Origin of the sequence: Microbacterium hatanonis, assembly GCF_008017415.1 — a bacterium.
Classification (GTDB): Bacteria; Actinomycetota; Actinomycetes; order Actinomycetales; family Microbacteriaceae; genus Microbacterium; species Microbacterium hatanonis.
In genome coordinates this window covers 1,758,380-1,772,260 of record NZ_VRSV01000001.1, presented here as the reverse complement: position 1 = coordinate 1,772,260, position 13,881 = coordinate 1,758,380, and the positions used below count along the sequence as shown (strand labels likewise).

9 protein-coding genes are annotated in these 13,881 nt (G+C 69.1%); 6 read left to right on the top strand and 3 right to left on the bottom strand.

The annotated features are described in order from the left end of the window. Positions 1–11 precede the first annotated feature (11 nt). Positions 12–2,831, top strand: coding sequence for an aminomethyl-transferring glycine dehydrogenase (gcvP, locus tag FVP77_RS08580; RefSeq protein WP_246134065.1), 2,820 nt, complete (start codon positions 12–14; stop codon positions 2,829–2,831). A 30-nt stretch (positions 2,832–2,861) separates the two neighbouring features. Here gcvP and FVP77_RS08575 read toward each other — a convergent pair whose 3' ends face one another. Both FVP77_RS08575 and FVP77_RS08570 read right to left on the bottom strand, forming a co-directional pair. Then, on the bottom strand, positions 2,862–3,884 hold the full coding sequence (locus FVP77_RS08575) for a protein-tyrosine phosphatase family protein (RefSeq protein ID WP_147894093.1): 1,023 nt from the start codon (positions 3,882–3,884) through the stop codon (positions 2,862–2,864). 195 nt (positions 3,885–4,079) lie between these two features. Next, positions 4,080–4,883, bottom strand: a complete 804-nt coding sequence (locus tag FVP77_RS08570) for a CPBP family intramembrane glutamic endopeptidase (RefSeq protein WP_147894092.1) — start codon at positions 4,881–4,883, stop codon at positions 4,080–4,082. Positions 4,884–4,953: 70 nt separating this feature from the next. On the opposite strand from FVP77_RS08570, the gene FVP77_RS08565 reads away from it, so the two are divergent. From FVP77_RS08565 to FVP77_RS08550, 4 genes are all read left to right on the top strand, one after another. Next, positions 4,954–6,678, top strand: coding sequence for an ABC transporter substrate-binding protein (locus FVP77_RS08565; protein WP_187266854.1), 1,725 nt, complete (start codon positions 4,954–4,956; stop codon positions 6,676–6,678). Positions 6,679–6,859: 181 nt separating this feature from the next. Beyond that, positions 6,860–8,650, top strand: a complete 1,791-nt coding sequence (locus tag FVP77_RS08560; RefSeq protein ID WP_147894090.1) for an ABC transporter family substrate-binding protein — start codon at positions 6,860–6,862, stop codon at positions 8,648–8,650. A gap of 154 nt (positions 8,651–8,804) precedes the next feature. After that, positions 8,805–10,349 (top strand): ABC transporter permease, encoded by a 1,545-nt coding sequence (locus tag FVP77_RS08555; protein ID WP_147894089.1) that lies wholly within the window; start codon positions 8,805–8,807, stop codon positions 10,347–10,349. Between the two features lie 34 nt (positions 10,350–10,383). Then, entirely contained in the window at positions 10,384–11,400 is a 1,017-nt protein-coding gene (locus tag FVP77_RS08550; protein ID WP_147894088.1) for an ABC transporter permease, read from the top strand. Between the two features lie 14 nt (positions 11,401–11,414). Here the strand turns inward: FVP77_RS08550 and FVP77_RS08545 are convergent, their stop codons facing one another. Continuing rightward, positions 11,415–12,014, bottom strand: coding sequence for a PH domain-containing protein (locus FVP77_RS08545; RefSeq protein WP_147894087.1), 600 nt, complete (start codon positions 12,012–12,014; stop codon positions 11,415–11,417). Between the two features lie 62 nt (positions 12,015–12,076). Between FVP77_RS08545 and FVP77_RS08540 the strand changes: the two genes are divergently transcribed. Beyond that, positions 12,077–13,840, top strand: coding sequence for a dipeptide ABC transporter ATP-binding protein (locus tag FVP77_RS08540; RefSeq protein WP_147894086.1), 1,764 nt, complete (start codon positions 12,077–12,079; stop codon positions 13,838–13,840). Positions 13,841–13,881: the final 41 nt, after the last annotated feature.

The following is a 13,881-nucleotide window of genomic DNA, read 5'->3' as shown; positions in this document are numbered from 1 at the left end:
CCCAGCGCCGCATGCTCGACACGCTCGGCTACGAGTCGGTCGACGCCCTCGTGCAGGCGGCCGTCCCGGCGTCGATCCACGTGCGTCGCCGCGAGACCACCTCGATCCCCGAGGCCGCGAGCGAGGCCGAGACCCTCGACGAGCTGCGGGAACTCGCGGGCGACAACCGGCCCGCGCGCCCGATGATCGGCCTCGGTTACTACGACACCGTCACCCCGTCGGTGATCGCGCGGAACGTGCTGGAGAACCCCTCCTGGTACACCGCGTACACGCCGTACCAGCCCGAGATCTCGCAGGGCCGGCTGGAGGCGCTGATCAACTTCCAGACGATGGTGAGCGACCTCACCGGCCTCGCCACGGCGAACGCCTCGATGCTCGACGAAGCCACCGCCGCCGTCGAGGGGATGCTGCTGGCTCGTCGTGCGTCGAAGTCGAAGAGCGACGTGTTCCTCGTCGACATCGACGCGCTTCCCCAGACGAAGGCCGTGCTCGAGCACCGCGCCGCGGCCGTCGGTGTGGAGATCGTCGTGGTCGACTTCCGGGTCTGGGAGGCGGCGGGCGGTCAGGCCGACCGCGCCGTTCCCGACGCCTTCGGGGTGTTCGTCCAGTACCCGGGGGCGTCCGGCCGGGTCTGGGATCCGACCCCGGCCATCGGTGCGGTGCAGGAACGCGGCGGGCTCGCCGTCGTGGCGGCCGACCTCCTGGCGCTGACGCTGCTGCGCTCGCCGGGATCGCTCGGAGCCGACGTCGCCGTGGGCACCACTCAGCGCTTCGGCGTGCCGCTCGGGTTCGGTGGTCCCCACGCGGGTTACATGGCCGTTCGCGCCGGTCTCGAACGTCAACTGCCCGGGCGCCTGGTGGGCGTCTCGCAGGATGCCGCGGGCAACCCCGCCTACCGCCTGTCGCTGCAGACCCGCGAGCAGCACATCCGCCGAGAGAAGGCGACGTCGAATATCTGCACCGCCCAGGTGCTGCTGGCGGTCATGGCCGCGATGTACGCCGTGTACCACGGTGCCGACGGGCTCCGGGCGATCGCGACGGACGTGGCACGCAAGGCCGATGCGCTGTCGGCCGAGCTGCGCGCGTTCGGGCTGTCGACAGCATCCGATTCGTTCTTCGACACGATCCGCGTGACCACCCCCGGTCCGGCCGGGCGCGTGATCGAGCGCGCCCGCGCGCTCGGCTACCAGCTGCTGTGGGTCGACGACGCCACGGTCGGCATCTCGGTCGACGAGACCACCACGGCGCGCGATCTCGCGGCGGTGGCGGAGGCCTTCGGACTGCCGCGTTCCGAACAGCTCTCGCTCGACGACGCCCTGCCGCTGCGCGGACTGAACGAAGGGCTGTGGCGGGTCGACGAGTTCCTGACGCACGCGGTGTTCTCGAGCCACCGCAGCGAGACCGCCATGATGCGATACCTCAAGCAGCTCGCCGACCGCGATTACGCGCTGGACCGCGGCATGATCCCCCTCGGGTCGTGCACGATGAAGCTCAATGCGGCGAGCGAGATGGCCGCGGTGTCGTGGCCGGAGTTCTCGCGCGTGCACCCCTTCGCGCCCGAGGCCGACGTGCACGGCTACCTCACGATGATCGAGCAGCTCGAGACGTGGCTGGCCGAGATGACCGGGTACGACGCGGTGTCGCTGCAGCCCAACGCCGGGTCGCAGGGCGAGCTCGCGGGCCTCCTCGCGATCCGCGGCTTCCACCGGGCGAACGGCGACGAGGGGCGCACGGTGTGCCTCATCCCGTCGTCGGCGCACGGCACGAACGCCGCGTCGGCGGTGCTGGCGGGCATGCGGGTGGTCGTCGTCGCGTGCGACGAGGCCGGCAACGTCGATCTCGACGACCTGCGGGCGAAGATCGCGCTCCATGCTGCCGAGCTCGCGGCGCTGATGATCACGTACCCGTCGACCCACGGCGTGTACGAGCACGACGTGCTCGAGATCGCGCAGGCGGTGCACGACGCCGGGGGTCAGGTGTACGTCGACGGGGCGAATCTCAACGCCCTCCTCGGATACGCGCGGTTCGGCGACCTGGGCGGCGACGTGTCGCACCTGAATCTGCACAAGACGTTCGCCATCCCGCACGGCGGCGGGGGGCCGGGGGTCGGACCCGTGGCGGCCAAGGCGCACCTGGCGCCCTACCTCCCGTCGCACCCGTTCTCCCAGCGCCGCGCTACGTACGGCGTCGAGGGCGGACCGGTATCGGCGGCCGCCCACGGCTCCGCGGGGGTCCTCCCGATCTCGTGGGCGTACGTGCGCATGATGGGTGCCGCCGGGCTGAGGGAGGCGACGGGTGCCGCCGTGCTGTCGGCGAACTACCTCGCCGCGCGGCTCCGCGGGCACTACCCGGTGCTGTACACCGGCGCCGACGGTCTGGTCGCGCACGAGTGCATCCTCGATCTGCGGCCGCTCCGCGAGGAGACCGGCATCACGGTCGACGACGTCGCCAAGCGTCTGATCGACTACGGCTTCCACGCGCCGACGATGTCGTTCCCCGTCGCGGGCACGCTGATGATCGAGCCGACCGAGTCGGAGGACCTCGCCGAGCTCGAGCGCTTCGTCGAGGCCATGATCGCGATCAAGGCCGAGGCCGTCGCCGTCGCCGAGGGGGAGTGGCCCGCCGCCGACAACCCGCTCGTGAACGCCCCGCACACCGCCGAGTCGACGATCTCGGGCCCGTGGCAGCATCCGTACTCCCGCGAACGCGCGGTGTACCCGGTGCGGTCGCTCGTCCGCACGAAGTACTGGCCGCCCGTGCGCCGGATCGACCAGGCCTACGGCGATCGCAACCTGGTCTGCGCCTGCCCGCCGCCGGAGGCCTTCGCCTGAGGCCGCGAGAGAGGGTGTGACCGCGAGACTTCAACCTGGCGACGAGACAGCGGCGTAGCGCTGCAGTTTCGTCGCCGGGGTGAAGTCTCGCCGCCGGGGCGAGGGCTGGAGAGCGCGTCGGAGCGAGAACAGCTGGGCGGTGTCTTCGGGGCCGACCAGCGGCAGACCGGCGGAGAGGAGCATGGCGCGCAGGGGTGTGGCGGCGATCGCCTCCGCCCATCCCCAGTGCACGACCGCTCGAGCACCGCGTTCGAAGAGCCGGGCGTCGCGGGCATGGCGCTCGCGCATGACGGTATTGTGCTCGCCGAATCGACCGTCGTACTTGAGGTCGCCGTCGCCCTCGCCGGCGATCCGCATCTCGGGCCACCACTTATCGACACGATCGCCCGCGGATGCTTCGTCCCCGAGCCGGACCTGGAGGTCGGGTCGAGGGAAACCCAGCCATTCGAGCACGGCTCTGTCGACGGATTCGAGCGGAGACTCCGCCGATGGTGACACGCGGTCCAAGACCCACCGCGCGCGGAGTCGTCCGCGCGACGAGGCGCGCGATTCGTTCTCTCCGACGAGGGAGGCCGTTGCGATCCTGGTGTCCTGCCGCAGCGCCGCGTCGCCGACGGCGAGAGCCACGGCGTTGTGCCGCGAGCGGGCGAGATCGATCACCGTGTCGCGGACGGTGGTACGCAGCATCCCACCTGCGGTGTCCATCGATCGGTGCTCCGACGTGGTGTGGACCAGCACGCCTCCCGACACCCGCGACGTCGACGAGTCGTCCCGAAGGACATGGACGGTGCCGGGATCACCGAACACCGGCAGGCCGTGGAGCACGCTGGCCGATTCGAGACAGAACACGCTGTCGGGATGCCGTAGAGCGGCCGCGTGCACGCGCGCCGCGTAACGATCCCACGGAGCGAGGGCGTTCCATTCGTCGGTGAGTGCGTACACGCCACGGAACACGCGCGTCAGTTCCCCCGATCGCACGCCCCGTGACGCGTCGCGGACTTCTGCGGTGGGGATGAGGGCGATGGGACTCCGGGCGACGTCGGGCTCGTTCATGAGGGAAGGCTCTCGCCCTCTGCCCGGTCGTCGGCGGCGATCTCCGAATGCTGTGGATCGCCGCCGCCTCTTCGCGCCCTGTGCAGGCGCGGGCGCCCGCCACCCGCCCGCCCGCCCGCCGACCCCGAGACTTCAACCCGTATACGAGACTGCGCGCGAGGGTTGCTGTCTCGTATAGGGGATGAAGTCTCGCGGTCAGGATGCGGGGGCGAAGACGCCGGGCCAGAGGGACGCCGCCAGGGGGTAGCCCACGAAGGCGACGACGTCGAGCAGGGTGTGGGCGATGACGAGGGGCATCACGCGGCCCCAGCGCTTGTAGCACCAGCCGAAGACGACGCCCATGACGAAGTTGCCGAGCACCGCTCCGAGGCCCTGATACGCGTGGTACGCGCCGCGGAGCGCGGCCGTGGAGAGGATGATCGTCCACCACGACCAGCCGATGCGACGCAGCCGGTCGAAGAGGTAGGCGATGAAGATGACCTCCTCGGTGAGGCCGGCGCGCATCGCCGAGAGCACGAGGAGGGGCACGGCCCACCAGGCGGAGTCGATCGGCGACGCCACCACGGCGACGTTGAAGCCCGTCACTCGCGCCAGGGCGTAGAGCCCGAGACCGGGGATGCCGATGATCGCCGCGAGGGCGACACCGCGGCCGAGGTCGCCGCCGAAGCGCGTGAAGTCGAGTCCGATCCGCCGCAGCGCGTTCGTGCCCGGCTCCCAGAGGAGGTAGACGACCAGCGCGACCGTCGCGAGGGCGAACCCGACGGAGAGCAGGCGGTAGAACGCGTCCCACAGCGCCTCGGTGTCCTGCGCAGGATTCAGCTGCGTCTGCTGCTGCCCGATGGGGGTCGTCCGCAGCGACGCACGGATGAGCGAGAGCACCGAGTACAGCGCCGACTGCCCGACGCTGATCGCCAGGACCAGTGAGACCTCCCAGATCCAGCGCGTCCGCGCTGCCGGGGTGATCGGGGTGGGTCCCGTGAGCGGGGCATCCGTGGGCATCCTCCCAGGGTGCCACAGCGCGATGTGCGACGATTCTCAAGGTTTTTCACGCAGGAGGTCGACAAGCTTTATGGGTTCGGGACGAAAGCCGAAGAACATCGTGCGGGCAGCGGTCGCCGCCGTCGCCGTGGTGGCGCTGCTGAGCGGTTGCACCGCCGCCGCGCCGCCGACCGAACCGGAGCCGACGCCGCCGCCCACGACGGCGACGGTCGGGGTCGTGGGCCAGTTCACCAGCTTCAACCCCGAGACGTCGCAGGGAGCTACCCACGCGAACCTCGCCGTCTCGCAGTACCTCCACGAGTCGTTCGCCTATATCGGCGACGACCTCCAGGTCACCGGCAACACCGGGTTCGGCGAGGTCGAGAAGATCTCCGACGATCCGCTGACCGTGGTCTACTCGCTCCACGAGGGGCGCAAGTGGTCGGACGGCACCCTCGTCACCATGGAGGACCTCCTGTTCGGCTGGGCCGTCAACACCGGATGGTTCGACGACGCCGCCTACGACGAGCAGGGCGACGTCGTCAGCGGCACCCGCTACTTCGACACGGCGAACACGGAGTCGCTCAACAGCGACACGGAGCGCGCCGAGATCGATACGCGCAAGCGCACCATGACGGTCACCTACGACGACCCGTTCGCCGACTGGAACCGTCAGTGGCTGCTCGATCGACCGCTCCACGTCGTCGCCGAGAAGGCGGGCGTCTCCGCCGGCGACATCCTGCGCGTGATCCGCGAGGCGCCGAAGGGCGACCCCGAGGCGCCCGCCGAGCCGAACGCCGTTCTTCTCGCCGCAGGGCGCGCCTGGTCGACGGGCTTCGACGTCGACCCAGCCGCCCCCGACCTGTCGGGTGCGGTCTCCAACGGTCCTTACATGGTGGAGTCGCTGCAGAGCGACCGCCTCGAGCTCGTCCGCAACCCCGTCTACGAGGGCGCCAACTATCCGGCCATCGATCGCCTCACGGTGCGTTTCTTCCCGGACGAGCAGTCGCAGCTCGACGCGGTTCAAGCGGGCGAGGTCGACGTGGCAAACCTCGGGAACGTCTCGGAGGCGACGATCGGACGCCTTCAGTCCGCCGGAGCCGAGGTGCTGACCGGGGCGCGCCCGCGCACCCTCAGCCTGATCTTCGTCGACGAGGCCGACCGCATGGACGACACGACGCGCGAGGCGCTGATGCTCTCCCTCGACAGGAAGCAGCTCGTGGAGGATTCGGTCGGCGGGGTGAATCCGGATGCGGCGCCCCTGCGCTCGTTCATCTCCTCGGCCGCGTCGGGTTCGGCGTACCGCGACCTGATCGCCGACAACGGTTCGCCCGGCGACGGGCCGGACGTCAACCGGGCGACCTCCCTGCTCGACGGGGACGAGCCGCAGGTGCGCATCCGCTATGAACCGACCGACACGGTCGCCGCACACCTCTTCGCGGAGATCGCCCGGATGGCCGAGGCCGTGGGCATCGATGTCCGCCCCGCGGGCGACGACGACCAGGCGGATGCGGAGCTGGTCTCCGCCGACGTCAGCGACTCGCTCTACGAGACGGCCCGCCAGCGCGTGACCGGCGGGGCCGGGGGAGTGGACGCGGTCCGCGCCCTCCTCGAGATGCGCCAGAGCACTGATCCCGAGCACGTGATCGAGGTCGGGCAGGACGTCGACCGGGCGCTCTTCGACGATCTCTACGGCATGCCGCTGGTCGAAGCATCCGGTGTCGTGGCGCACTCGGCGAAGGTGAGCGGTGTCGCGTACACGAGCTCGCTCTGGGCCGCTCCCAGCGAATTCTGGAGCTGGCAGCCGGTCGAGTGACCCCAGAGCGGCGCGTCTTTGTCAGATTGCTACATCAGACGAACCGCGAGTTAAGGGTATGTAACGTTTGCGCCGATAGTTTTGACCAAGGCTGATCGTTTACTTATCGTTTCCCTATCTGTGTCCCGCCGAGGCACCCCGATTCGGCGTGGACGCGCTCACCCCTTGCACAGGAGGAAATGTGTCAGAAAACACGTGGCGCAAGCGCGCCCTCGTGGCCGGAGCGGGAGTCGCGGTTTCCGCGCTCGCCCTCGCCGGTTGCACCACCGCGCCCGCGGAAGAGACCCCGGCGGAGAGCGGCGGCACCATCACGGTCGCCACCACGAACGCCTTCACCTCGTTCAACGGCGACACCCCCGACGCCAACCTCGACACCAACGGCATGGTGGGCTACCTCACCGGCGTGTCTGGCGGACTCGGCCTCGGCGGTTTCCTCCGTCTCGACAAGGACTTCAGCATCCTGTCGAACGACGACTTCGGCACCGTCGAGACGGTCTCCGAAGACCCGCTGACGGTCAAGTACACCCTCAACGAGGGTCTGACCTGGTCGGACGGCGAGCCCATCACCGCCGACGACATGCTCGTGAACTGGGCCATCAACTCGGGCTACTACAACGACGCCGAGATCGACCCGGCCACCGGCGACGTCACCAACGGCGGAACGCAGTACTTCACGCTCGCCGGCAGCACCGCGGGCCTGGACACCACGGACTTCCCTGAGATCGGCGACGACAACATGTCGATGACGATCACGTATGGAACGCCGTTCGTGGACTACCAGCTCGTCAACCCCATCGGCAAGCCGGCTCACGTGCTCGCCGATAAGGCGGGCGTGTCGCTCGAGGAGCTCATCACGACGCTCAACGACACCCCCAAGGGCGACCCGGCCGCTCCCGTTGCCCCGAATGCAACCCTGAAGGCCGCCGCCGACTTCTGGAACACCGGCTACGACGTGACGACCATGCCGAGCGACGAGAGCCTCCTCGTCGGTAGCGGACCGTTCATCGTGACCGACTTCCAGCCGGAGTCGAGCATCACGCTGGAGAAGAACCCCGAGTACAAGGGCACCATGTCGCCCGCGTACGACCAGCTGATCATCCGCTTCATCGGTGACCCGAACGCGCAGGTCACGGCCCTTCAGAACGGCGAGGTCAACGCGATCCAGCCGCAGGCGTCCGCCGACACGCTGACCGCGCTCGAGGCGAACAACGCCACCGTGCACGCGGGCAACCAGGTCGCCTACGACCACCTCGACCTGACCTTCGGCGGCGTCTTCGCCGATGCGAACGTGCGCGAGGCCTTCCTCAAGACGGTTCCGCGCCAGCAGATCCTCGACTCGATCATCACGCCGGTCAACCCCGACGCCGAGGTGCTCAACTCGCAGATCTTCCTGCCGACCGACGCCGACTACACCGACGCCGTCGCGGCGAGCGGCTACGACGCGTTCACCGAGCCCGACATCGAGGGCGCCAAGGCGCTGCTCAACGGCGCGACGCCGACGGTGCGGATCCTCTACAACACCAACAACCCGAACCGTGTCGACAGCTTCCGCGCCATCCAGCAGTCGGCGCAGCAGGCGGGCTTCGTGATCGAGGACGCCGGATCGCCCGACTGGAGCTCGCTCCTGGGCTCCGGCAGCTACGACGCGTCGATCTTCGGTTGGATCTCGCCGGGTGCCGGCAACGCCGCGCTCCCGCAGATCTTCAAGACCAACGGTGGCGGTAACTACAACCTCTACACCAACGCCGACGTCGACACCCTCGTCGACGAGAGCCAGGTCACGGTCGACAACGACGCCCTGCAGCAGCTCAAGATCCAGATCGACGCGAAGACCGCCGAGGACTTCTACGGTCTGCCGCTCTTCCAGCTGCCGGGTCTGTTCGCCGACAACGGCACCGTCACGGGCATCGACTACTTCGGTGGCCAGACGGGCATCGTGTGGAACGCCCAGGAATGGACGCTGGCCGGCTGATAGCCGCCCGGTGACCACCGGCTGAACCGCATTACAGCGAGGCGCCGGAGTCGTAAAGGCTCCGGCGCCTCGCCTTGCCCGTTCCAGGCAACCGTTATCCTGTCGTGATCGCACTTGCGATGCGCACTCTCTCGACCGAAGGAAGTTCCCCGCGATGGTCGGATTCGTCCTCAGGCGCATCGCCGTCTCCATCCTCGTCCTGCTGGCGGCGTCGTTCATCATGTACGTGCTGTCCGCGAACTCCGGCAACCCGCTGGAGGATCTGCAGGGCAGCAACGATCCCAACCGGGATCAGCTCATTGCCGCGCGTATCGCTCAGCTCGACCTGGACGTCCCGCCCGTCCTGCGATACTTCCTGTGGCTCGGCGGCGCGGCCCAGTGCCTCATCCCGTTCGTCGGCACGTGCGACCTCGGGACCACGATCTCCAACGCCCCCGTCACGGCGATCCTCCCCGCTGCGATGGTCTCGACCCTCCAGCTCGTCACGGTCGCCTTCGTCGTGGCCATCGTCCTCGGCGTCGCGGTCGGCATCGTCACCGCCCTCCGTCAGTACAGCGGCTTCGACTTCGGCGTGACGCTGGTCAGCTTCTTCCTGTACTCGCTGCCGTCGTTCCTCATCGCGGTGCTCCTGAAGGAGTTCATGGCGATCGGGTTCAACGACTTCCTCGTCTCGGCTACGTCGATCCCGCCCCTCGCGATCATCCTGATCACGGTGATCAGCGCGGTCGTCTGGCAGGCCATGATCGGCGGCAACGTCCGGCGCCGACTCATCGTGGCCGCCATCTCGGGTGCGGCGACCGCGGCGCTCCTGATCTACTTCGACCTGGCCGACTGGTTCCGCAACCCCGGTTTCGGACCCGTCGGGCTCTTCATCCTCATCGCCGGCACCGTGGTGCTCACCACGGCCCTGATCGCCGGTCTCGAGAACCGTCGGGCGCTCATCGTGGCCGGTATCAACGGCGCGATCGCCTACATCAGCTACTTCGCGCTGCAGGGACTCTTCGACATCTCGTCGCTCGGCACGCTGATCATCCTGGGCATCGCCGCCCTCGTGGTCGGCATCGTGACGGGTCTCCTCCTGGGCGGCAACGACCGGGGTCAGGCCGCTCGGATCGGCGCGATCGTGGCGTTCGTGACGTCATCGCTCGTCGTGCTCGACCGCTTCATGCAGTCGTGGCCGGCGTACGTCAACTCGCCGCGCATCGGTGGTCGTCCGATCGCGACCGTCGGTGCGAGCACCCCGGGCTTCACCGGAGACGTATGGCTGTCGGGCATCGACTCGTTCACGCACCTGCTGCTGCCGACGATCGCCCTGCTGCTCATCTCGTTCGCCGGTTACACGCGGTACGCACGCTCGGGCCTCCTCGAGGTCATGAACCAGGACTACATCCGCACCGCGCGGGCCAAGGGACTCGGCGAGCGGACGGTCGTGATGCGTCACGCCCTCCGCAACATGCTGATCCCGATCGTGACGCTCATCGCGACCGACATCGGAGCACTCCTCGGCGGTGCCGTCATCACCGAGCGCGTCTTCGCGATCAGCGGGATGGGGCAGCTGTTCGTCTCGTCGATCCTGCGCACCGACGTCAACCCCGTGATGGGGTACTTCCTGATCATCGCGGTCACCGCGATCCTGTTCAACTTCCTTGCCGACCTCGCCTACGCCGCGCTCGACCCGCGCGTGCGGGTGGCGGCATGATCTCCGACGTCCGCTTCTGCGGGGAGGCCACGCGATGACCCAGATGATGCCCGAACCGGCGCAGCCCGAAGCCGGCGCAGTCGTGACGACCGACGACGACACCGTCGGCGTCAGCCAGGGGAGGCTGATCCTCCGCCGATTCCTCGCCAACCGCGTGGCGGTTGTCTCCGGCATCCTTTTCGTGCTGATCGCCGCCTTCTCGGTCTCGGCGGTGGGTCTCGGCCCGATCCCCGGGTGGTGGAAGTACGACTTCTCGACTCTGAATCCCCAGATCGACGGCGGCGCGCCCTCCCTCTCGCTCGTCCCCGAGTGGCTGGGCGGAGCGGGGCTCGCGCTGGGGGAGCACCCCTTCGGTCAGGACCGCATCGGCATCGACTACTTCGCCATGACGATGCGCGGCATCCAGAACTCGATCCTGGTGATGTTCGTGATCGGCATCGTGGGAACGGTCGTCGGCACGGTGATCGGCGCCCTCGCCGGGTACTACCGGGGCCTTCTCGACTCGATCCTGATGCGCATCACGGACGTGTTCATCGTCATCCCGGTGCTCGTGATCGGCGCCGTCGTCGGACGCACCACCGGCGGCCTCGGCGTGCTGCCGCTGGCCTTCTTCCTCGCCATGGTGTCCTGGATGGTCATCGCACGTCTCGTGCGCGCCGAGTTCCTGTCATTGCGTGAGCGCGAGTTCGTCGAGGCGGCCCGGGTCGCGGGGGCAAGCGACTTCCGCATCATCTTCAAGCACATCCTGCCGAATGCGATCGGCGTCGTGATCGTTGCGGCGACCCTGCTCGCCGCATCCGCGATCCTGCTCGAGACGGCGCTGAGCTACCTCGGTCTGGGTGTGCGCCCGCCCGAGGTCTCGCTGGGTCTGATCATCTCCGACAACCAGTCGGCGTTCCAGACGCGCCCCTGGCTGTTCTGGTGGCCGGCCACGTTCATCGTGCTGCTCGCCCTGCTGATCAACTTCGTCGGCGACGGTCTGCGCGACGCGTTCGACCCGCGCCAGAAGCGGTTCTCGCTGCGACGGACGAAGGAAAAGGCATCGTCGTGATGCGTGCCGTGCTCTCAGACGAGCAGCGCCGCGCCGGCGAGGGCGAGAATGCCCAGCGCGACGGCCGCGACGGCGCTCACGCGCGGGTGCGGGCGGACGGCGATGCCTTCGGCCAGCCCGGTCTCGATGAGACCGCGATCCCGGCGGTCATGCCAACGGGTGAGCACCAGGTCGGCCGCGTCTCCCGAGTCGGTGCCGGGAAGGTCGCCGGGGCGCACGCCCGCCGTGTCGCCGCCCCTTCGGCGCTGACTGCGCGCGGCGCGGAGCGACGAGAGCGAACCGGGCGCGGGCGCCGCGGTCGCGCGCACGCGACGATTCGGGGTGTGCAGCGTCAGTGCGTACTGCGTGTCGAGGTGGATCAGCGCCTCCCAGGGAACGCGGTACCGCGTGAAGACGTTCACCACGGTCACGCCACCGTCGTCGACACCGAGGTACGGAGCCCACAGCAGGGCCCAGATCAGCGCGGCGCCACCGGCGCACCCGAGCGCGACCGCCGGTGCGATCGCGAGACCGCCGGGGGTCACCAGGGTGATCACGATCGCCACCGCCAGCAGCGCCCACGCCACGTAGCTCAGCACCCTGTTGAACGTCGAGCGGAACACGGTTTCGGCCATGCGGCCATTCTCCCATCCACGATCGTCGCGTCCTCTCGGACGACGGCGGGAAGGATCTCATCATGAGCACCCCCGTCCAGCCGAAAACCCCCGCCCTGGAGATGACCGACGTGAGCGTCGACTTCGCGGTCGACGACGTGTGGGTTCCCGCTGCGAAGAACCTGAACTACCGGATCGATCGCGGTCAGGTCGTGGCCGTCGTCGGCGAGTCGGGGTCGGGCAAGAGCGCGAGCTCGATGGCGATCCTCGATCTGCTGCCGCGCAACAGCCGCGTCCGCGGCAGCATCACTCTCAACGGGCGGGAGATCACCGGTCTGTCCTCCCGTCAGCTGCGACAGCTGCGCGGCCCGCAGGTCGCCGCGATCTTCCAGGAGCCCATGACGGCGCTCAACCCCGTGCTGACGGTGGGCTTCCAGATCATCGAGGCCATCCGCGCCCACACGTCGAAGAGCCCGTCGGAGGCGCGTGAGCGCGCGATGGAGCTGCTCGGCCTCGTCGGACTCCCCGATCCGGCGAAGGCATTCGCCTCGTACCCGCATCAGCTCTCGGGCGGTCAGCGCCAGCGCGCCATGATCGCCCAGGCGATCAGCCTCGACCCGGCCCTGCTCATCGCCGACGAGCCGACCACCGCCCTCGACGTCACCGTGCAGGCCGAGATCCTCGACCTGCTGCGCGACCTCCGCGACCGCCTCGACTCGGCGATCCTCCTCATCACGCACGACATGGGAGTGGTCGCCGACCTCGCCGACTGGATCGTCGTGATGAAGGACGGCGAGGTCGTCGAGCAGGGCCCCGTCGCCCAGGTGCTGCGCGAGCCGCGAGACCCGTACACCAAGGAGCTCCTCGCGGCGGTTCCCCGCCTCGGAGAGGGCTCGGGCACCGACGACACCGTCGACGTCGTCGAAGCGCTCGCCCAGGTCGTCGAGGAATCGGCACACGGCGTCGACGCGCAGGTCGTGGCGGATGCTGCGGCGGCTCCGATCATCGTCGAACCCGTGCTGTCGCTGGACCGTGTCTCCATCGAGTACGGCAAGAGGGGGAGGGTCGCGGCCTTCCGCGCCGTCGACGAGGTCTCGCTCGCGATCGCGGAGGGCGAGATCCTCGGCCTCGTCGGCGAGTCGGGCTCGGGCAAATCGACCATCGGACGGGCCGCCATCGGACTGCAGCCCATCGCCGACGGGAAGCTCGTGGTCGACGGCGTCGACATCAGCGCCGGTGGGCGCAAGCTCATCGGTTCGCTGCGCCGCCGGGTCGGCATCGTGTTCCAGGACCCGTCGTCGTCGTTGAACCCGCGCCTGCCGATCGGCGAGAGCATCGGCGAGCCGCTCCTGCTCTCCGGCGAGGCGAAGGGCGCGGAACTCAGCCGTCGCGTGGAGACGCTGCTCGACGAGGTGCGCCTGCCCCGCAGCTACCGCAACCGCTACCCGCACGAGCTGTCGGGCGGTCAGAAGCAGCGCGTCGGCATCGCCCGCGCGCTCGCGCTCAAGCCCCGACTGCTCGTGGCCGACGAGCCCACCAGCGCACTGGACGTCTCCGTCCAGGCGCGCGTGCTCGAACTCCTCGTCGAGCTGCAGCGCGAGTACCGGTTCGCATGCCTCTTCATCAGTCACGACCTCGCGGTCGTCGACGCGATGGCGGACCGCATCGTCGTGCTCCACAACGGCAAGATCGCCGAGCAGGGCACCCGAGACGAGATCCTCCGTGCTCCGAAGGAGGCGTACACGCAGCGCCTCATCGCCGCCATCCCCGTGCCCGACCCCGAGGTGCAGGCGGCCCGCCGCGCTCTGCGCCACAAGCTCCTCCAGGCCGGGAACGACGCATCCTGACCCTCTGACGAGGCGCGACCTCCGGGCCTCCGCCCGGGGGT

Excerpts from the sequence above, each read along its gene's own strand:
- gcvP (WP_246134065.1), top strand. The coding sequence starts at position 12 with ATGCTCGACACGCTCGGCTACGAGTCGGTCGACGCCCTCGTGCAGGCG.
- FVP77_RS08575 (WP_147894093.1), bottom strand. The coding sequence starts at position 3,884 with ATGAACGAGCCCGACGTCGCCCGGAGTCCCATCGCCCTCATCCCCACC.
- FVP77_RS08570 (WP_147894092.1), bottom strand. The coding sequence starts at position 4,883 with ATGCCCACGGATGCCCCGCTCACGGGACCCACCCCGATCACCCCGGCA.
- FVP77_RS08565 (WP_187266854.1), top strand. The coding sequence starts at position 4,954 with ATGGGTTCGGGACGAAAGCCGAAGAACATCGTGCGGGCAGCGGTCGCC.
- FVP77_RS08555 (WP_147894089.1), top strand. The coding sequence starts at position 8,805 with ATGGTCGGATTCGTCCTCAGGCGCATCGCCGTCTCCATCCTCGTCCTG.
- FVP77_RS08550 (WP_147894088.1), top strand. The coding sequence starts at position 10,384 with ATGACCCAGATGATGCCCGAACCGGCGCAGCCCGAAGCCGGCGCAGTC.
- FVP77_RS08545 (WP_147894087.1), bottom strand. The coding sequence starts at position 12,014 with ATGGCCGAAACCGTGTTCCGCTCGACGTTCAACAGGGTGCTGAGCTAC.
- FVP77_RS08540 (WP_147894086.1), top strand. The coding sequence starts at position 12,077 with ATGAGCACCCCCGTCCAGCCGAAAACCCCCGCCCTGGAGATGACCGAC.